At 60.8% G+C, this 18977-nt stretch carries 20 protein-coding genes and 1 tRNA gene; 11 read left to right on the top strand and 10 right to left on the bottom strand.

What is annotated here, in order from left to right; translation table 11 throughout:
* Positions 1-47: 47 nt before the first annotated feature.
* The 4 genes from PSAKL28_RS22935 to PSAKL28_RS22920 all read right to left on the bottom strand — a co-directional run bounded on the left by PSAKL28_RS22935 (position 48) and on the right by PSAKL28_RS22920 (position 3353).
* Positions 48-122, bottom strand: a tRNA-Gln gene (locus tag PSAKL28_RS22935).
* Between the two features lie 34 nt (positions 123-156).
* A complete protein-coding gene (gene ispE / locus PSAKL28_RS22930; protein WP_038614752.1) occupies positions 157-1002 on the bottom strand; it encodes a 4-(cytidine 5'-diphospho)-2-C-methyl-D-erythritol kinase in 846 nt (281 codons plus the stop codon).
* 1 nt (position 1003) lies between these two features.
* On the bottom strand, positions 1004-1621 hold the full coding sequence (gene lolB, locus PSAKL28_RS22925) for a lipoprotein insertase outer membrane protein LolB (protein ID WP_038614750.1): 618 nt from the start codon (positions 1619-1621) through the stop codon (positions 1004-1006).
* Positions 1622-1625: 4 nt separating this feature from the next.
* A complete protein-coding gene (locus PSAKL28_RS22920) occupies positions 1626-3353 on the bottom strand; it encodes a tetratricopeptide repeat protein (protein WP_038614748.1) in 1728 nt (575 codons plus the stop codon).
* A 176-nt stretch (positions 3354-3529) separates the two neighbouring features.
* Between PSAKL28_RS22920 and hemA the strand changes: the two genes are divergently transcribed.
* The 6 genes from hemA to PSAKL28_RS22890 all read left to right on the top strand — a co-directional run bounded on the left by hemA (position 3530) and on the right by PSAKL28_RS22890 (position 8892).
* Positions 3530-4807, top strand: coding sequence for a glutamyl-tRNA reductase (gene hemA, locus PSAKL28_RS22915; protein ID WP_038614746.1), 1278 nt, complete (start codon positions 3530-3532; stop codon positions 4805-4807).
* Positions 4804-5886, top strand: coding sequence for a peptide chain release factor 1 (prfA, locus tag PSAKL28_RS22910; protein ID WP_038614744.1), 1083 nt, complete (start codon positions 4804-4806; stop codon positions 5884-5886). The genes hemA and prfA overlap by 4 nt, the downstream gene beginning before the upstream one ends.
* Complete coding sequence (prmC, locus tag PSAKL28_RS22905; RefSeq protein WP_038614742.1) at positions 5887-6717, top strand: peptide chain release factor N(5)-glutamine methyltransferase; 831 nt, start codon at positions 5887-5889, stop codon at positions 6715-6717.
* Positions 6711-7466 carry a molybdopterin-synthase adenylyltransferase MoeB gene (locus tag PSAKL28_RS22900; protein WP_038614740.1) on the top strand — a complete coding sequence of 252 codons (756 nt, stop codon included), beginning with the start codon at positions 6711-6713 and terminating at the stop codon, positions 7464-7466. Before prmC ends, PSAKL28_RS22900 begins: the two co-directional genes overlap by 7 nt.
* Positions 7459-8259, top strand: a complete 801-nt coding sequence (gene murI, locus PSAKL28_RS22895) for a glutamate racemase (RefSeq protein WP_038614738.1) — start codon at positions 7459-7461, stop codon at positions 8257-8259. The genes PSAKL28_RS22900 and murI overlap by 8 nt, the downstream gene beginning before the upstream one ends.
* Before the next feature lie 114 nt (positions 8260-8373).
* Positions 8374-8892, top strand: a complete 519-nt coding sequence (locus PSAKL28_RS22890) for an acyloxyacyl hydrolase (RefSeq protein WP_038614736.1) — start codon at positions 8374-8376, stop codon at positions 8890-8892.
* 38 nt (positions 8893-8930) lie between these two features.
* Here the strand turns inward: PSAKL28_RS22890 and PSAKL28_RS22885 are convergent, their stop codons facing one another.
* From PSAKL28_RS22885 to PSAKL28_RS22870, 4 genes are all read right to left on the bottom strand, one after another.
* Positions 8931-9635 (bottom strand): SDR family NAD(P)-dependent oxidoreductase, encoded by a 705-nt coding sequence (locus PSAKL28_RS22885; protein WP_038614734.1) that lies wholly within the window; start codon positions 9633-9635, stop codon positions 8931-8933.
* Entirely contained in the window at positions 9628-11073 is a 1446-nt protein-coding gene (gene phrB, locus PSAKL28_RS22880) for a deoxyribodipyrimidine photo-lyase (protein ID WP_038614732.1), read from the bottom strand. Before phrB ends, PSAKL28_RS22885 begins: the two co-directional genes overlap by 8 nt.
* Positions 11074-11082: 9 nt before the next feature.
* Positions 11083-12051: a YbgA family protein gene (locus tag PSAKL28_RS22875; RefSeq protein ID WP_038614730.1), complete on the bottom strand. Its 969-nt coding sequence runs from the start codon at positions 12049-12051 to the stop codon at positions 11083-11085.
* Between the two features lie 126 nt (positions 12052-12177).
* Complete coding sequence (locus tag PSAKL28_RS22870) at positions 12178-13164, bottom strand: NAD(P)/FAD-dependent oxidoreductase (RefSeq protein ID WP_038614728.1); 987 nt, start codon at positions 13162-13164, stop codon at positions 12178-12180.
* A 188-nt stretch (positions 13165-13352) separates the two neighbouring features.
* Between PSAKL28_RS22870 and PSAKL28_RS22865 the strand changes: the two genes are divergently transcribed.
* The gene (locus PSAKL28_RS22865) at positions 13353-14258 is read left to right on the top strand and encodes a TIGR01777 family oxidoreductase (RefSeq protein WP_038614726.1); all 906 of its coding nucleotides are present in this window, start codon (positions 13353-13355) and stop codon (positions 14256-14258) included.
* 13 nt (positions 14259-14271) lie between these two features.
* Positions 14272-15285: a ferrochelatase gene (gene hemH, locus PSAKL28_RS22860; protein ID WP_038614724.1), complete on the top strand. Its 1014-nt coding sequence runs from the start codon at positions 14272-14274 to the stop codon at positions 15283-15285.
* Between the two features lie 75 nt (positions 15286-15360).
* On the opposite strand, the gene PSAKL28_RS22855 is transcribed toward hemH, so the two are convergent.
* The gene (locus PSAKL28_RS22855) at positions 15361-16623 is read right to left on the bottom strand and encodes a uracil-xanthine permease family protein (RefSeq protein WP_038614722.1); all 1263 of its coding nucleotides are present in this window, start codon (positions 16621-16623) and stop codon (positions 15361-15363) included.
* A gap of 2 nt (positions 16624-16625) precedes the next feature.
* Positions 16626-17264 carry a uracil phosphoribosyltransferase gene (upp, locus tag PSAKL28_RS22850; RefSeq protein ID WP_038614720.1) on the bottom strand — a complete coding sequence of 213 codons (639 nt, stop codon included), beginning with the start codon at positions 17262-17264 and terminating at the stop codon, positions 16626-16628.
* 163 nt (positions 17265-17427) lie between these two features.
* Between upp and PSAKL28_RS22845 the strand changes: the two genes are divergently transcribed.
* From PSAKL28_RS22845 to PSAKL28_RS22835, 3 genes are all read left to right on the top strand, one after another.
* Entirely contained in the window at positions 17428-17985 is a 558-nt protein-coding gene (locus PSAKL28_RS22845) for a hypoxanthine-guanine phosphoribosyltransferase (RefSeq protein ID WP_038614718.1), read from the top strand.
* A gap of 113 nt (positions 17986-18098) precedes the next feature.
* Positions 18099-18566, top strand: coding sequence for a hypothetical protein (locus tag PSAKL28_RS22840; RefSeq protein WP_038614716.1), 468 nt, complete (start codon positions 18099-18101; stop codon positions 18564-18566).
* Positions 18567-18636: 70 nt separating this feature from the next.
* A complete protein-coding gene (locus tag PSAKL28_RS22835) occupies positions 18637-18924 on the top strand; it encodes a PA4642 family protein (RefSeq protein ID WP_038614714.1) in 288 nt (95 codons plus the stop codon).
* Positions 18925-18977: the final 53 nt, after the last annotated feature.

Below are 18977 nucleotides of genomic sequence, written 5' to 3'. Positions count from 1 at the left end.
CGCAGTACCTGAAGGCTGAGGGTATACCTGGATGAGTATAAGGAAAATGGCAGGGGCGGCTGGATTCGAACCAACGCATGGCAGGATCAAAACCTGCTGCCTTACCGCTTGGCGACGCCCCTGTATTTGTTGCTGCGAGTACCTTGTACTCGATTCCTAGAGCAGACTTTGCAGCTTGCGATGCAACATTGAAATGTTGCTTCCCTTTGCTACAAATCCTGTTTGGGTATCTGCAAGAAGGGCCAAAACTTTATCAGCTTCAGCTTTGCTTGGGAAGGCCCCAAACACACAACTTCCAGTTCCGGTGAGCCTAGCATCAGTGAATTTGCTTAGCAAACTCAGTGAGTTACGTACTTCTGGGTAACTCTGCTCTACTACCGGTTGGCAGTCATTTCGACTGTTTCCCTTGGGAACGGGGCGCATCTTAAGGGGCAAGGAATCACGTGTCAACTGCGGATGTGAAAAAATTTCTGCTGTACTTACAAATACTTGTGGCACCAGCACGACATACCAGGGTTCTTCCGGGTCTGCCGGGGTGAGGATCTCGCCGACGCCTTCGGCGAATGCCGCGTGGCCACGGACGAAAACCGGCACGTCGGCGCCCAGGCTCAGGCCCAGTTCTGCCAGTTGGTCTTCGCTGCAACCGAGCTGCCACAGGTGATTGAGGCCGAGCAGGGTGGTGGCGGCATCCGAACTGCCACCGCCGATGCCGCCGCCCATGGGCAGGATTTTTTTCAGCCAGATGTCGGCGCCTTGCTTGCAGCCGCTCAGGGCCTGCAGTTTACGGGCGGCCTTGACGATCAGGTTGCTGTCATGGGGGACGCCTTCGATGTCGCTGTGCAGGCGGATTTCGCCGTCTTCGCGCACGGCAAACGACAGCTCATCGCCATAGTCGAGAAACTGGAAGAGGGTTTCCAGCAGGTGGTAGCCATCGGCACGGCGACCAAGAATGTGCAGCATCAGGTTGAGCTTGGCCGGGGCCGGCAGGGTCAGCTGGGTCATATCAGTGCCCCAGCTGGCGCGGCTGCCAGTCCTTGACCACCAGGGTCACGTCGATATTTTGCCCGTGCAGCTTGAGGCGCTCGGGCAGCCAGTAGCCGTTCTGCTCGGTATAGCTCAGGTACTGTACGTCCCAGCCATCCTGCTTGAGGCTGGCCAGGCGGCTGTCGCGGCCCAGGGTCAGCTGGCTCTTGCTGTCCGGTGCGGGCAGGCCGCGTACCCACCAGACCAGGTGCGATACCGGCAATTCCCAGCCGAGCTGTTCTGCGAGCAAGGCCTCCGGGTTTTTCGCTTCGAAGCGGCCCTGGTTGGCAACCTCAAGCACAACCCCGCCCGGGCGACCGGTCAGGCGTGCGGCGCCACGGCCCAGCGGACCGGACAGGCGAATGTCGTAGTAATCCTGGCGCTGCAGCCAGAACAGGGTACCGCTGCCGGAATCTTTGGGCGCGCGGATCCCGACCTTACCGTTGATCTGCCAGCCGTCGAGGGTGCTCAGCTGTTGTTTGTGCTCGCGCCACAATTGTGGGCTGCCCTGGCCCTGGAGGGCTTCACGGGAGCCGAAGCCGGCACAACCGGCGAGCAGGGCGATCAGGCTGAAGGTGATGCAGTGGCGCAAAAACATAGGCTTAAAGAGTCTCGGAACCGGTCAGGCGCAAGACGGTCTTGCGCAGGATAGGGCTGTCGGGTTGGGCTTCGAAAGCTTTGGCCCAAATCTGGCGTGCTTCGCGGCGCTTGCCGTTGGCCCAGAGCACTTCGCCCAGGTGCGCGGCGACTTCGTGGTCGGGGAAGCGCTCCAGGGCCTGGCGCAGCAGGCGCTCGGCTTCGTCGAGATTGCCCATGCGATAGTTGACCCAACCCAGGCTGTCGAGCACCGCGGGGTCGTCCGGGTTGATCTGGTGAGCCTTGTCGATCAGCGCCTTGGCTTCGGCATAGCGCGTGGTGCGGTCGGCCAGGGTGTAGCCCAGGGCGTTGAGGGCCATGGCGTTTTCCGGCTCGCGGGCAATGATGCTGCGCAGGTCCTTTTCCATCTGGGCCAGGTCGTTGCGCTTCTCGGCCAGCATGGCGCGGGTGTACAACAGGTTGTTGTCGTCTGGATACTGCTTCAGGGCTTGTTCCAGCACTTGCAGGGCCTGGGCATCCTTGTCGTTGTTGCCCAGTGCCTCGGCTTCGATCAGGTACAGCTGGATGACGTAGTCCGGCTGGGTGTCGCGGGCCAGCGCCAGGCGCCGTGAAGCTTCTGTGCTACGGCCATTGGCCACAAGGATGTCGGCCTGACGCAGTTGTGCTGGCAGATAGTCGTTGCCCGGTCCGACCTGGGCGTATTCGTCCAGGGCTGCCTGCGGCTGGTTGCGCTCTTCATGGATGCGCCCCAGGTTCAGGTGTGCCGAGTCGACGTGGCTGTCGCGCTCGATCAGTTCTTGCAGGTATCCGGTCGCTTCATCCCAGTTCTTGGTTTCCAGGCAGATCAGCGCCAGGGAGTAACGCAGCTCGTCGTCATCCGGGTATTGCTCAAGCAGGCTGGCAAACTCGACCTTGGCGTCGTCCAGGCGATCCTGTTCCACCAGGGTGCGGGCGTAGGTCAGGCGCAGACGCTTGTCGTCCGGGTTCTGGCGGATGGTTTTCTGCAGCAATGGCAGGGCTTCTTCACCGCGGCCCACGCTTTGCAGCAGGCGCGCGCGCAGCAGCACCGGAGCGATCTCGCCTTCTTCGGGCGGATGCGCTTCAAGCAAGTCCAGTGCCGCCTGGGAATTACCGTCCTGCTGCAGAAGCAAGGCCTTGCCGAATACCAGCTGGCCATTGTCCGGGTATTTCTGCAGCAGGCGATCGAAGCTCTTCTGCAGGCCGTCGCGGGTGTCCTGGTCGGTTTCGGCGGCCGACAGGGCGAGGAAATCGAAATGGGTGTCGCCTTTGCCCTGCAACACTTTCTCCATATAGACCATGGAGTCGTCGTAGCGGCCGCCGCGTGCCAGCTGGATGGCAGCAGCGCGTTGCGCATCAAGGTTGTCCGGAGCGTTTTTCGCCCAGATCAGTGCGGTATCCAGGGCGGATTGATCGGCGCCCAGGTATTCGGCAATGCGGTAGGCGCGCTCGGAAATGCCGGGATCCTGGGTTTTGATTGCCTCACTGACATAGTTGTCCAGGGCTATATCAAAGCGATTGCGCTGGCCTGCCAGTTCCGCACTCAACAGGTTGTACACGGTTTCCTGGGTAAACGACCCATAGACCACCGGCTTGTCCGCCGGCTTTTGTGCTGCATCGAGGGCAGGCGCCTGGGCATCCGTCGAGTCGGGGGCCAGGGTCTGGCAGCCCTGGAGCAGGGCCAAGGCAAGGAACAACGCGTAGGATCTATTCATAATGAGGATTTGGGCGGCTTACCGGCGGTCGGATCATCATGACACAAGCGCCGGGGCAAACCCATAAGCGAAGGTCTCGGTAGAGGTAGACTATAGAGACAATAGCGAGCGGAGGTTGTTCTGAAACCTGCGAAGTAGGACAATTATCGGCTTCTCGTCATAATCAGCGACCTTGCATGGCCTTTCTTGCCCTCGGTATCAACCATAAGACTGCCTCGGTAGACGTACGCGAGCGCGTGGCGTTTACACCTGAGCAGCTGGTGGACGCCTTGCAGCAGCTCTGCCGACTGACCGCCAGCCGTGAGGCTGCGATCCTTTCGACCTGTAACCGCAGCGAGCTCTATATAGAGCAGGACCACCTGGCAGCAGAGAGCATTCTGCGCTGGCTGGCCGAATACCATAAGCTGAGCCTCGATGAACTGCGCGCCAGTGCCTACATTCATGAGGACCATGATGCGGTCCGGCACATGATGCGGGTGGCGTCCGGGCTCGACTCGCTGGTGCTTGGCGAGCCGCAGATTCTCGGGCAGATGAAGTCTGCCTACGCCGTGGCGCGCGAAGCCGGGACCATCGGTCCGCTGCTTGGCCGGCTGTTCCAGGCGACTTTCAGTGCCGCCAAACAGGTGCGCACCGATACCGCCATCGGCGAAAACCCGGTGTCGGTGGCTTTTGCCGCTGTCAGCCTGGCCAAGCAGATCTTCAGCGATCTGGGTCGCAGCCAGGCGCTGTTGATTGGCGCCGGCGAAACCATCACCCTGGTGGCGCGGCACCTGCACGAGCAGGGCGTACGGCGTATCGTGGTCGCCAACCGCACCCTGGAGCGGGCCAGTACCCTGGCCGAGCAATTTGGTGCCCATGCGGTGTTGCTGGCGGATATTCCGCAGGAACTGGTCAACAGCGATATCGTCATCAGCTCCACAGCCAGCCAGTTGCCGATCCTTGGCAAGGGCGCGGTGGAAAGTGCGCTGAAGCTGCGCCGGCACAAGCCGATCTTCATGGTCGATATCGCGGTGCCGCGCGACATCGAGCCAGAAGTCGGTGAGCTGGACGACGTCTACCTGTATACCGTCGATGACCTGCACGACGTGGTCGCCGAGAATCTCAAGAGCCGCCAGGGCGCTGCCCAGGCCGCCGAAGAGCTGGTCTCGGTGGGCGCCGAAGACTTCATGGTGCGCCTGCGCGAGCTGGCGGCGGTGGATGTGCTCAAGGCATACCGTCAGCAGAGCGAACGCCTGCGCGACGAAGAACTGCAAAAGGCCCAGCGCATGCTGGCCAATGGTGGCAGCGCCGAAGAGGTGCTGGTGCAACTGGCGCGCGGGCTGACCAACAAATTGCTCCATGCACCCAGTGTGCAACTGAAAAAGCTCTCTGCCGAAGGCCGCCTCGATGCGTTGGCCATGGCTCAGGAACTCTTTGCCCTCAATGAGGGTTCGACGGATAAAACCCCGCAATGAAAGCGTCGCTGCTCAATAAGCTGGACACCCTCCAGGACCGTTTCGAGGAATTGACCGCCCTGCTGGGTGATGCTGAAGTCATTTCCGACCAGACTCGCTTTCGCGCCTATTCCCGCGAATATGCCGAAGTCGAGCCCGTGGCTGCGGCTTACGCCCAGTGGCGCAAGGTGCAGGACGACCTGGCCGGTGCCCAGGCGCTGCTCAAGGACAGCGATCCCGACCTGCGCGAAATGGCCGTAGAGGAAGTGCGCGAAGCCAAGGAGCAACTGGCCGAACTGGAGAACCAGCTGCAGCGCATGCTGCTGCCCAAGGATCCCAACGACGGGCGCAACGTGTTCCTGGAAATTCGCGCCGGTACCGGTGGTGACGAGGCGGCGATTTTCTCCGGCGACCTGTTCCGCATGTATTCGCGCTACGCCGAACGTCGTGGCTGGCGCCTGGAAATTCTCTCGGAAAACGAGGGCGAACACGGCGGCTACAAAGAAATCATCGCCCGGGTCGAGGGCGACTATGTCTATGGCAAACTGAAGTTCGAGTCCGGTGCCCACCGTGTCCAGCGCGTGCCGGAAACCGAATCCCAGGGCCGTATCCACACCTCGGCCTGCACCGTGGCGGTACTGCCCGAGCCCGACGAGCATGTGGCGATCGAGATCAACCCGGCCGACCTGCGCGTGGATACCTACCGTGCCTCCGGTGCCGGTGGTCAGCACATCAACAAGACCGACTCGGCGGTGCGCATTACCCACTTGCCTACAGGTATTGTGGTCGAGTGTCAGGAAGAGCGTTCCCAGCACAAGAACCGTGCACGGGCGATGTCCTGGCTGTCGGCCAAGCTCAACGACATGCAGACCAGCGCTGCGCAGAATGCCATTGCCAGCGAGCGTAAGCTGCTGGTCGGCTCGGGCGACCGCTCCGAGCGGATTCGTACCTACAACTATCCACAGGGCCGGGTTACGGATCACCGTATCAACCTGACCTTGTATTCCCTCGATGATGTCCTGGCCGGTGGCGTGGACGCGGTGATCGAACCGCTGCTGGCCGAGTATCAGGCTGACCAACTGGCTGCACTGGGTGAGTAAATGACGATTATCGCCAGCCTGCTCCGCGCCGCGGAGCTACCGGATTCGCCAACCGCGCGCCTGGATGTCGAGCTGCTGTTGGCGGCCGCCATCGGCAAGTCGCGCAGTTATCTGCACACCTGGCCTGAGCGGATCGTCAGCAGCGAAGCGGCGCTGGTCTTCGCCGAGTACCTGCAGCGCCGCCGTAGCGGCGAGCCGGTGGCCTACATCCTCGGGCAGCAAGGTTTCTGGAACCTGGACCTGGAAGTCGCACCGCATACCCTGATTCCGCGTCCGGACACCGAGCTGCTGGTTGAGACTGCCCTCGAGCTGTTGCCGCTGAGCCCGGTTCGCGTGCTGGACCTGGGCACCGGTACCGGCGCCATTGCCCTGGCCCTGGCCAGTGAGCGGGCGCAGTGGCAGGTCATGGCGGTGGACCGCGTGCTTGAGGCTGTGTCCCTGGCCGAGCGCAACCGCCAGCGCTTGCAACTGAACAATGTCCAGGTGCGCAGCAGCCACTGGTTCGACGCTCTCAAGGGCGAGCGCTTTGATCTGATCATCAGCAATCCGCCATATATCGCTGCCGAAGATCCGCACCTGGTGGCGGGCGATGTGCGCTTTGAACCGAGTAGCGCGCTGGTGGCGGGGGCCGATGGCCTGGACGACCTGCGTGTGATCATCAGCCAGGCGCCTGCGCATCTGCAGGCGGGTGGCTGGTTGCTGCTCGAGCACGGTTACGATCAGGCTGCAGCGGTGCGCGAGTTGCTGGCTCAGCACGACTTCGAACAAATCGAAAGCCGCATCGATCTCGGCGGCCATGAACGAATCAGCCTGGGGCGACTGTCGTGCTGAGTGATCAGGAACTATTGCGCTACAGCCGGCAGATCCTCCTGGCTCAGGTCGATATCGACGGGCAACTGCGGCTCAAAGACAGCCGGGTATTGATCGTCGGCCTCGGTGGCCTGGGTTCGCCCGTGGCGTTGTACCTGGCGGCGGCGGGTGTCGGTGAACTGCACCTGGCGGATTTCGACACGGTCGACCTGACCAATTTGCAGCGTCAGGTCCTGCACGACACTGCCTCGGTGGGGCTGAGCAAGGTCGACTCGGCGTTGAACCGCTTGCAGGCGATTAACCCCGAGGTGCGCCTGGTTGCCCACCGTAGCGCTCTGGATGAAGACTCCCTGACGGCCGCTGTGCAGGCGGTCGACCTGGTGCTCGACTGCACCGACAATTTCGCCACCCGCGAGGCGGTCAATGCCACTTGCGTGGCACAAGGCAAACCGTTGGTCAGCGGTGCGGCGATTCGCCTGGAGGGGCAGTTGTCGGTGTTCGATCCGCGTCGCCCTGAAAGCCCCTGCTACCACTGCCTCTATGGTCATGGCAGTGACGCCGAGCTGACCTGTAGCGAAGCCGGGGTCGTCGGTCCACTGGTAGGTCTGGTGGGCAGCTTGCAGGCCCTTGAAGCGCTCAAGCTTCTGGCCGGCTTCGGTGAGCCACTGGTCGGGCGCTTGCTGCTGATCGATGCGCTGGGCAGTCGCTTTCGTGAGTTGCGCGTCAAGCGTGATCCGGGGTGCAGTGTCTGTGGCGGGCACGATGACTGATCAGGTGGCAGCGCCGGTAGGCGTCTTCGATTCCGGTGTCGGTGGTTTGTCGGTGCTGGCAGAAATCCAGCGCTTGCTGCCCAATGAGTCACTGCTGTACGTCGCCGACTGCGGGCATATTCCCTATGGTGAGAAGTCTCCTGAATTCATCCGTCAGCGTTGCCGCCTGGTCGCCGAGTTTTTCCGCGAGCAAGGTGCCAAGGCCATGGTGCTCGCCTGCAACACCGCCACCGTCGCTGCGGTAGCCGACCTGCGTGAGCACTATCCAGACTGGCCGCTGGTCGGGATGGAGCCTGCGGTAAAGCCCGCTGCTGCCGCCACCCGGAGTGGCGTGGTAGGGGTGCTGGCCACTACCGGCACGCTGCAGAGCGCCAAGTTCGCGGCGCTGCTCGACCGCTTTGCCAGCGATGTACAGGTAGTGACTCAGCCGTGCCCCGGGCTGGTCGAGTGCATCGAGGCGGGAGATTTGAGCAGTCCGGCCCTGCGTGACTTGCTGCAGGGCTATTTGACGCCCTTGCTTGCAGCGGGCTGCGACACCTTGATCCTGGGTTGTACGCATTACCCTTTCCTCAAGCCGCTGCTGGCACAGATGGTGCCGCCATCCATTGCCATTATCGACACCGGTGCTGCCGTCGCCCGCCAGTTGCAACGGCTGCTGGGCGAGCGGCGGCTGCTGTCTGATGGCCCTGCGCGTGAGGCACAGTTCTGGACCAGTTCAAGCCCGGAACATTTGCGAAAGATACTTCCAATGTTGTGGAATAAATCTGACAGTGTGCGAAGCTTCTCAGTGTAAGAAGTGTGATGGGCACTGAACATTCTGCTGAACTAACGCCGCCGCACCGATTTCTATCATTTTGTCCGACGAGACAGAAGAGCCAACAATAGCATTAGGAAAAGGACGTTTCTCATGAAGAAACTGCTTTGTGTGGCTGCACTTGCAGCCGTAACCCTGGGGCAATCGTTTTCAACGCAAGCGGCAGATGTTTCTTTTTCAGTTGGACAGACCGGCGAATCGACCATGACCTATCGCCTGGGGCTGCAATCGAACTGGGATGCCAGTTGGTGGCAAACTAGTGTTGGTCGGATTACCGGTTATTGGGATGCGGGCTACACCTATTGGGATGGAGATGAGACGGCAAGTAACCACAGTCTTTCCTTCGCACCGGTGTTCGTCTATGAGTTTGCTGGCGAATCAGTCAAACCCTATATCGAGGCGGGTATCGGGGTAGCGGCATTCTCCAGCACAGAGATTGAAAACAATGAACTGGGATCATCTTTCCAGTTCGAAGACCGGATCGGTTTCGGTCTGCGATTCGCCGGCGGTCATGAAGTTGGCGTGCGCGCCATCCACTATTCCAATGGCGGGCTGCAAACACCTAACGATGGTACGGAAAGCTACGCACTCCATTACCGCATGCCGTTGTAAACCTGCTTCGGCCCTGCAGTGATTGCAGGGCTGAGAGGCTACCTGGGTAGTGGCCAGAGGTCGTTCAGGTGCAGGGCCTCCAGCACCAGGTTGGCGGGGCGATCAGGCAGGCGATCGAGGATGACCTCAGCGGCGGTGTGCGCCGTCCATTGTTCTGGAGCAACCTGCTCCGACACCTGCGCAAACTTCAGATCCAGTGGAGCAATGATCGTCAGGTCTATGGCCTGGGCGGCGAGGGCGGCGCGCTGGCTGTTGAGTAGCTGGATCAAACTATTGTCCACTGTCGCCGGTTGGCCGGGGTCATCCAGCTGCAGCACTGAATAGCGGCTGAGAATACCGACCACCTGAGGCGGGTTGTCGTGTTGCAACAGAGGCCAGGCACTTTCCAGGCAGTGCCGGGTGGCGCTAAGGTTGCTGCTGACAATCCCTTCGAAAATGGCCGGGGCCGGCGTATCGATCGCCAAGTAGTCGCAAGTTCCAGCGTTGAGAATCAGGCAGTCGAGCGCACCCCAGTGATCAGTGATCTGTCTGGCGGCTTCTTGTGCTGCATACGGCTCGCTCAGATTGCCGTCGAGTAACAGCAAACTTTCAGGATACTGCCGGGACAAGTCTTGCAGGAGTTCACAAGCCCGGCCACTGGCAGCTACTCGAGAGCCCTGTTCCAGTAACTGCTCGACCAGGGCAAGCCCTAAGCCGCTGCTGGCGCCGGTAACCCAAACACGATTGGTAATGGAGTTATTCAAAAGGTAATTCCTCAACCTGCCGCGTGGACAAATTCTTGAAAGCATTCAAGGCACGTTGGCGACTGCTACCGAGGTCCACAATGGGTTGTGGGTAATCATTTGTAGCAAATAACTGTGCAAGTGGCATTGGGTTATGAATGTTTTTTTCATCGGAGGCTGCCAGCTCTGGCAACCAGCGCTTGATAAACCAGCCTTGACTGTCGAAACGCCGGGATTGGCTGATCGGATTGAAGATCCGGAAGTAAGGCACCGCATCGGTTCCGGTGGAGGCGCTCCACTGCCAGCCGCCATTGTTGGCGGCCAGGTCGCCATCAATCAGGTGGCGCATGAAGAAGCGCTCGCCTTCGCGCCAGTCGATCAACAGGTTCTTGGTCAGGAACATCGCCACGACCATCCGCAGTCGATTGTGCATCCAGCCGGTGGCAAGCAGTTGACGCATGGCCGCGTCGATGATCGGAATGCCGGTACGGCCTTCCTGCCAGGCTTTCAACTCATCGGGTGCGTGGCGCCAGGGGAGTGCCTCGGTCTCCTGGCGGAAGGCGCGGTGGCGCGACACCCGCGGGTAGCCGTTAAGGATGTGCTTGTAGAACTCACGCCAGATCAGCTCGTTGATCCAGGTCACCAGCCCGGTGTTGCCACTGTCAAACTCGCCGTGGTTGTGCGCCAAGGCACGAAGCAGGCACTGACGAGGGGAGATGACGCCCGCTGCGAGATAAGGCGAGAGTTGGCTGGTGCCGGCAACGGCGGGAAAGTCCCGTTGCAACTGGTAGTCATCAACGGCTTCATCGATAAAGCGCTGCAGGCGGTCATGGGCTTCGGTTTCACCGGCAGGCCAGAGATCGCTCAGGCTGGCAGGTGGCACGGCGAAACCCAGCACCTGAGTGGGGAGCGCATCGTTGGCGACCGCCAGCGGTGCCTGGGGCATTAGCGGCGGCCGTAGACTGGGCAGGCCTAGGTGCAAGCGTTCGTAACAGACTTTGCGAAACTGGCTGAAGACCTGGAAGTAGCCACCGCTGCGGGTGAGGATGCTGCCGGGTTTGAACAACAATTGATCCAGATGGCGATGCACCGCAATGCCCGCCTGCGACAGCATCTCGCTGACAGCCTGATCGCGACGGCTTTCGTTGATACCGTACTCTTCGTTCAGGTGCAGTGCCTGAACCTGGTGCTCGCGACAGAGCTGCAGCAGCACATCAGGGGCCTGGTCCCAGGTGTCGGCTTCGCGCACCAGCAGCGGGATGTTCAACGTGGCCAGGCGCTCGCTCAATGCTGCCAGGTTACGCAACCAGAAATCGACTTTGCAGGGGGCGTCATCATGGCTGCGCCACTGTTGTGTGCTGACCAGCCAGACAGCCAGGGTCGGCCCCTGTTCGCATGCGGCGGACAATGCGGTGTTGTCGTCTACGCGCAGGTCGCTGCGCAGCCAGATCAGTTGCATGGTGTTTGTTCAGATTGCATTGCGCAGGCTCAAGTTTTCCGGGTGCGGTTGCAGGTAGACCTGTTGCAGCACGTAGGGATCGGGATGACCGCGCAAGTGATGCTTGAGCAGCGTCAGGGGCACCACCAACGGCACGATGCCGTCGTGGTACTGGTGGATCAGTTGCCGGATTTCCAGTTTGTCGTCTTCGCTCAGCACCTTGCGCAGATAACCGCTCAGGTGCAGCAGCACATTGCTGTGGTTGCCGCGGCTGGCGCAGCGGCGTAGCGCCTGCATCAACTGGCTGAAGTAACGGGGGCCAAGTTCCAGCGGATCATCGTCGCGGGTCATGCTGCCCAGCAGTTTGCCCAGTGCTTTGTACTGATGCGGGTTGTTGGCCATCAATTGGTACTTGTACCGCGCATGGAAGGCGATCAAGGCGCCACGGCTGAGTCCCTCGGCGAGTAGCTGCTGCCAAGCGGCGAAGGCATACACGCGGGTGATGAAGTTTTCCCGCAGGACCGGGTCGCACAAGCGGCCGTCTTCTTCGACCGGCAAGTCCGGGCGTTGCTGGCAAAAGGCAGCGGCATAAAGACCGCGGCCGCCTTCGTGGGCGGGATAGCCGTTGGCCTTGTAGACCTTGACCCGTTCAAGCCCGCAGGACGGCGATTTCTGCATGAAGATGTAGCCGCAGATATCTGTGAGGTCCGTGGCCATCTGCTGCCCATAGGCGCGCAGCGGGCCAGACAGGTCCAGTGCCGGATCATGACTGCTGACCGCTTGTGGGTCGGCGGGATCGCCTGTCAGGCGAATGGGCGCGCGTGGAACGCCGAGGCCAATGGCTATTTCCGGGCAGACCGGAATGAAATCGAAATACTGTCCCAGTACCTCGTTGCAGAGTCGAGAGGTCTTGTGACCGCCGTTGTAGCGAACCTCGGCACCGGTCAGGCAGGCGCTGACAGCGATTCTGGGTTTGCGAGCGGCGTGCGACGCGTCCATGGCGAACTCCGAATAATCTTGTACATAAGAATATTTATGTAAAGGTTTATCATAGGAGTAAATGTAGGCGAGTCAATTGTTTTGCATGATTCTCGTATAGGAATTATCCGCAACGCTGCGGCGCAGTCATTCCAGGTGCTCGAGCAATCTGCGTGCGGCTTCCTGGCCACTGAGCCAGGCGCCTTCGACACGTCCGGACAGGCACCAGTCGCCGCAGGCATAGAGCCCCAGGTCGGCGTCGGCCAGGGCGCCCCATTCGTGGTTGTTGGCCGGGCGAGCGTACAACCAGCGGTGGGCGAGGGAAAAGTTGGGGGCAGGAACCACACAGCCGACCAGCTCGGCGAAATCTCCCCAGAGCTGTTCGATCACCGCGTCCTTGCTCAGGTCGATGTGCTGTTTGCTCCAGTTTGAGGTGGCATGCAGGACCCAGGTGTCCATGTGTTCATCTCGTCCCGGTTTGCTGCGATTGCAAGCCAGCCAGTCCAGCGAGCTGTCCTGCACAAAGCATCCCTGCATCGGAGTGTCCAGCGGCGTATCGAACGCCAGGGCAATGGCCCAGGTCGGGTCCATCTGCACATTGGCGGCGGTGGCGGCGAGCTTGGGCGCTGCGGCCAGCAGCTGGGTCGCCTGCGGTGCTGGCACTGCAACGACTACCCGGCTGAAAGGGCCATGGCTGCAGCCGTCGGTATCCTGCAGATGCCAGTACTGCTGGCCGCGATAGACCTCTGCGATCCGGCAGCTGAAATTGACTGTCACATCCTTGAGCAGGCCGCGGGTAATGGCACTCATGCGCGGTACGCCAACCCAGCGGGTCTGTTCGTCCGGCGATGGGCTCAGGACGCCATTTTGGTAGTTGTAAAGTTGGGGTTTCCACTCTGCAGCCCAGCCGGCTGCGACCCACTGCTGGACCTGATCGACAAAGCGCCGGTCACGGGCAGTGAAATACTGGGCGCCGAGGTCCAGGGCGCCGGCATCGCTGCGTTTGCTGGCCATGCGGCCACCGCTGCCGTGCCCCTTGTCGAACAGGTGGACGGTCTGCCCGGCTTTTTGCAGTGCCTGGGCTGCTGACAGCCCGGCGATACCGGCACCGATGATGGCAATAGGTACAGTCATGATGGCCTCTTCGAACCTTATGGGAGCAGACTTCTCTTCTGCCGGGCAAACCTTTACATCCTGTAAGTTCTGTATAAGGTGCTTCCGTTCATTACCGCAGGTTGGCCTATGTTTATCCGAGAGTGATCGGTCAAAAAAGTGCCTTGATCTTAAAAATAGACCAGGGTGCGCCATGTGAGGACACAGCCATGCATATATTGCTGACCGGCGGTACGGGATTGATAGGCCAACAGCTTTGCCAGCGCTGGTTGGCGCAAGGTCATCGTTTGACGGTCTGGAGCCGGCGCCCTGAACAGGTGGGCAAATTGTGTGGGGTCGGTGTGCAGGGCATCGCCCGGCTCGAGGCTTTAGGCGCGGATGATCCTGTCGATGCGGTGATCAATCTGGCCGGCGCACCGATTGCCGATCGTCCATGGAGCGCGCGTCGGCGTGCGCTGCTGTGGAGCAGCCGGATCACCCTTACCGAGCAGTTGCTTGCCTGGCTCGAAAGCCGTCAGCAGCGCCCAGAGGTGCTGATCTCCGGGTCAGCGGTAGGGTGGTATGGCGACGGTGGTGAACGTGAACTGACCGAGGCCTCGCAGCCGGTCAAGGAGGACTTTGCCAGTCAGCTGTGCATTGCCTGGGAAGAAACCGCACAACACGCCCAGGCCTTGGGCATACGCGTGGTGCTGGTGCGTACCGGTCTGGTGCTGTCCAGTGAGGGCGGCTTTTTGTCGCGCCTGCGCCTGCCATTCAAACTGGGCCTGGGCGGGCCGATTGGCGATGGTCGGCAATGGATGCCCTGGGTTCATATAGACGACCAGGTCGCCCTGATTGATTTTCTCTTGCAGCACAAGGACGCCAGCGGTCCTTATAATGCCTGCGCCCCGGAACCTGTACGCAACCGCGAGTTTGCCAGGCGCCTGGGCCGCGCCCTGCATCGTCCTGCATTGATGCCGTTGCCGGCACTGGTGCTGAAGGCCGGGTTGGGCGAGCTGTCGACCCTGCTGCTGGGCGGACAGCGGGCACGCCCGGTGCGTTTGCTCGCTGCGGGGTTCACCTTCCGCTTCAATGATTTGCAATCGGCGCTGGATGATTTGTCCAGGCGCCTCTGAAATAGGACGTTGCATGACCGATCACGCTCTGCTGCTGGTCAACCTGGGCTCGCCGGCCTCCACTTCGGTGGCCGATGTGCGCCGCTATCTCAATCAGTTTCTGATGGACCCCTACGTCATCGACCTGCCCTGGCCGGTGCGTCGTTTGCTGGTGTCGCTGATTTTGATCAAGCGTCCTGAGCAATCGGCTCATGCCTATGCCTCGATCTGGTGGGATGAAGGCTCGCCGCTGGTGGTGCTGACCCGCCGTTTGCAGGCCGCCATGCGTGAGCATTGGCAGCATGGGCCGGTGGAAATCGCCATGCGTTATGGTGAGCCGTCCTTGCCGACGGTGCTGCAGCGTCTGGCCGCGCAAGGCGTGCGCAAGGTTACCTTGGCGCCGCTTTATCCACAGTTCGCCGATAGCACGGTGACCACCGTGGTCGAGCAGGCCAGGCAGGTAATCGCCGAGCACAAGTTGCCGGTGGAGTTGGCTGTGCTGCAGCCATTCTATGACCAGCCAGATTACATCGACGCCTTGGTGGAAAGTGCCCGGCCTTACCTTGAGCAGGATTACGACCACCTGCTGCTGAGTTTCCATGGCTTGCCCGAACGACATTTGAAGAAGCTCGATCCGACCGGTAAGCATGATTTTCAGGCTGAGGATTGCTGTCGCGATTCTTCGCCCGAGATGCTCGCTGTCTGCTATCGCGGCCAATGTTTGCGTACGGCGCAGGCGTTCGCGAAAAAAATGGGCATCCCCGACGGCAAGTGGTCGGTGTCGTTTCAGTCGCGCTTGGGCCGGGCGAAATGGATCGAGCCCTATACCGAAACCCGTCTGGACGAGCTGGGTAAGTCAGGGGTGAAAAAGCTGCTGGTGATGTGCCCGGCGTTTGTTGCCGACTGCATCGAGACGCTGGAGGAGATCGGCGATCGCGGGCGTGAGCAGTTTGTTGCGGCGGGCGGGGAGGAGCTGCTGCTGGTGCCGTGCCTGAACGATCACCCGCAGTGGGTGCAGGCGTTGAAAGGGATGTGCGAAAAGGCTTGAGGGCTGATCGCGGGTAAGCCCGCTCCCACAGGTTCTGTGATCTCCCTGTGGGAGCGGGCTTGCCCCGCGATGCTTTTAGTCCTGTGCCTTGTTCTTCCAGCCGTCATTGCCCGGCAGCAACAAGTTCAGGGCAATGGCGACCACCGCGCACAGCGCGATGCCCTTCAGACCCCAGTCGTCCGGGCCGGTACCGCTACCGATCAGTACACCGCCGATACCGAACACCAGCGTTACCGAAACGATCACCAGATTGCGCGCTTCGCTCAGGTCAATCTTGTGGCGGATCATGGTGTTCATGCCCACCGCCGCAATCGAGCCGAACAGCAAGCAGAGGATCCCGCCCATCACCGGCACCGGAATGCTCTGCAGCAAGGCGCCGAACTTGCCGATGAAGGCCAGGGTAATGGCGAAAACCGCTGCCCAGGTCATGATCTTCGGGTTGTAGTTCTTGGTCAGCATCACCGCGCCAGTCACTTCGGCGTAGGTGGTGTTGGGTGGGCCACCGAACAGGCCGGCAGTGGTGGTGGCGATACCGTCACCGAGCAGGGTGCGGTGCAGGCCGGGCTTTTTCAGGTAGTCCCGCCCCGTCACGCTACCTACCGCAATCACGCCGCCGATATGCTCGATAGCCGGCGCCAGGGCAACCGGCACGATGAACAGGATCGCCTGCCAGTTGAACGCCGGCGCAGTGAAGTGCGGCACGGCCAGCCAGGGGGCGGCGGCGATCTTGGCGGTATCGACCACGCCGAAGTAGAACGACAGACCAAAGCCCACCAGCACACCTGCGATGATCGGCACCAGGCGGAAGATGCCCTTGCCGAACACGGCGACGATCAGGGTGGTCAGCAGCGCTGGCATGGAAATCATCATTGCCGTGCTGTAAGGCAGCAGTTCGGTGCCATCACCAGCCTTGCCCATCGCCATGTTGGCGGCAATCGGAGCCATGGCCAGGCCGATCGAGATGATCACCGGGCCGATCACCACAGGTGGCAGCAGACGGTCGATGAAACCGGTGCCTTTGATCTTCACCGCGAGGCCGAGGAAGGTGTAGACGAAACCGGCCGCCATGACCCCGCCCATGGTCTCGGCCAGGCCGAACTGGCCTTTGGCGAGAATGATCGGGGTGATGAAGGCGAAACTCGAAGCGAGGAATACCGGTACCTGACGGCCGGTGACTACCTGAAACAGCAGAGTTCCCAAACCTGCGGTGAACAGCGCGACATTCGGGTCGAGGCCGGTGATCAGCGGCATCAGCACCAGCGCGCCGAAGGCTACAAAGAGCATCTGCGCGCCGGAGACGACCTGGCGCCAGAGCGGGTCGTTGAACTCATCCTGCATGTTCAGGCGTCCTTCTGCTTGGTACCGAAGATCTTGTCACCGGCATCGCCCAGGCCCGGGATGATGTAGCCGTGTTCGTTCAGGCGCTCGTCGATCGAAGCGGTGTAGATCTGTACATCCGGGTGGGCCTTCTCGACGGTGTCGATACCCTCAGGGGCGGCAACCAGGACCATGGCGCGGATGTCCTTGCAGCCGGCTTTCTTCAACAGGTCGATGGTGGCGACCATCGAGTTGCCGGTTGCCAGCATCGGGTCGATGATCAGCGCCAGGCGCTCGTCGATTTCCGGGGCGAGTTTTTCCAGGTAGGTGTGCGCTTCGAGGGTTTCCTCGTTGCGGGCAACGCCCACGGCGCTGACCTTGGCGCCTGGAATCAGGCTGAGTACGCCGTCGAGCATGCCGATACCGGCGCGCAGGATCGGTACTACAGTAATCTTCTTACCGGCGATTTTCTCGACCTGGACCTTACCGCACCAGCCTTCGATCTCGTAGGTTTCGAGTGGCAGGTCTTTGGTGGCCTCGTAGGTCAGGAGCGTGCCGACTTCCTGGGCGAGTTCGCGAAAGTTCTTGGTGCTGATATCAGCGCGGCGCATCAGGCCGAGCTTGTGACGGATCAGCGGATGGCGGATCTCACGGGTAGGCATAGGAAAAGCTCCGGGGGCGGGCAAAAAAACCGCGGTAGATTAATCTATTCAGCCGTGTGTGTCCTATAGGCATTCTGGACGTTAGTCCATAAATGCTTGATCTGACGCCTTTGGATGCGTACCTTTGCCCGCTTTTCTCATTTGCAGCCCCCTGGAGAGCGCCATGTCCGCTGATCTCGAGCATATCCGTCAAGTCATGCGAGAGGCTGACTGCCTGTACAACGAAGCCGAAGTAGAGGCCGCCATTGCCCGCGTTGGCGCGCAAATCAGCGAAGTGCTGGCCGAAAGCAACCCGGTGGTGTTCTGCGTGATGAACGGTGGTCTGATTTTCGCCGGCAAGCTGCTGACTCACCTGCAATTCCCGCTTGAGTCGTCCTACCTGCACGCTACTCGCTACCGCAATCAGACCAGCGGTGGCGATCTGTTCTGGAAAGCCAAGCCGGAAGTCTCGTTCATCGACCGTGACGTGCTGATCATCGACGACATCCTCGACGAAGGGCACACCCTCAGCGCGATCATCGACTTCTGCAAGCACGCCGGTGCCCGCGCCGTGCACACCGCCGTGCTGATCGACAAGGATCACGATCGCAAGGCCAGTGAAGAGCTCAAGGCTGATTTCTGTGGCCTGAGCTGCGTTGACCGTTACGTGTTCGGTTATGGCATGGACTACAAGGGTTACTGGCGCAACGCCAACGGTATCTTTGCCGTCAAAGGACTCTGAGGGCCGATCGCGGGGCAAGCCCGCTCCCACAGGATATTGAACTGTGGGAGCGGGCTTGCCCCGCGATGGCGTCATCCCATGCTAGAGTGCCAGGCCGCCTCAAGGAGCCTGTCATGCGTGCGATTGTCCCCTTTCTCCTGCTACTGAGCATGCCCCTGGCTGCTGCCCCCTTGCACAGTCAGTTCCTGCCGCCCGACGACCTGGCGCTACGCCATGAAGCCCCCGAAGCCCAGCAACTGCTACAGGTCACCGACTACTCAGTGGTGGTGGGCAACCAGCGTCAGTCCAACCAGCAGCCGATTCCGGTGACTTCACCCTTGATCCTGCGCCTGAAGGGCAAGCCCATGAACAAGGGGGCAACGGTCAGCCAGGTGCTGATCAGTTTCGATGCCGAGAGCAAGAGCCTGAAAAAACCGGTATTCGACGACAAGCGCAAAGTCCTGAGCCTGAACTACCCGATCAGTCAGTATCAGGTGATTGTCGACCTGCTGCGCAACAACACCGTCTACGTGCAGTTTCTCAGTTATGCCAACGGCCACATCTGGGCCGATCTGCATACCGGCGCCGTACGCGCGCGTTGAGTGGCGGTGCCGGGCAGGGGTAAACTGCCGGCCCGTGAAAATGTCCGTGATGGTTCAGTTGGAGTCGGCAATGCGTAAAGACAAGAAGCAAGTGATTGGGGATGAGATCAGCGACGAGTACGTCAAATCCTTCCTGCAGTTCGAACCGGCGGATGCCACTTCACCTTCGCTGCACAAACTGATCAAGGCCTATCGCGGCCTGCGTATCGACGACTTCGAGCGCTTTGTCGGTTTCTTCGTTGCGGCTGGCTTTAATCTGGACGGTAAAGACGAGCACGGCAAGACCTTTGTTGATCAGATCCGCGACCAGCGCAACGCCGCTGAGTACATCGAGATCATCGACAAGGCCCGCGGCTGATTATCCTGCGCGCATAAAAAAACGCCCCGAAGGGCGTTTTTTTATGCCGGTGC

It is taken from the genome of Pseudomonas alkylphenolica (assembly GCF_000746525.1).
GTDB lineage: Bacteria > Pseudomonadota > Gammaproteobacteria > Pseudomonadales > Pseudomonadaceae > Aquipseudomonas > Aquipseudomonas alkylphenolica.
The sequence above is the reverse complement of the archived record's forward strand: the minus strand, read 5'-3'. Positions and strand labels throughout refer to the sequence as shown.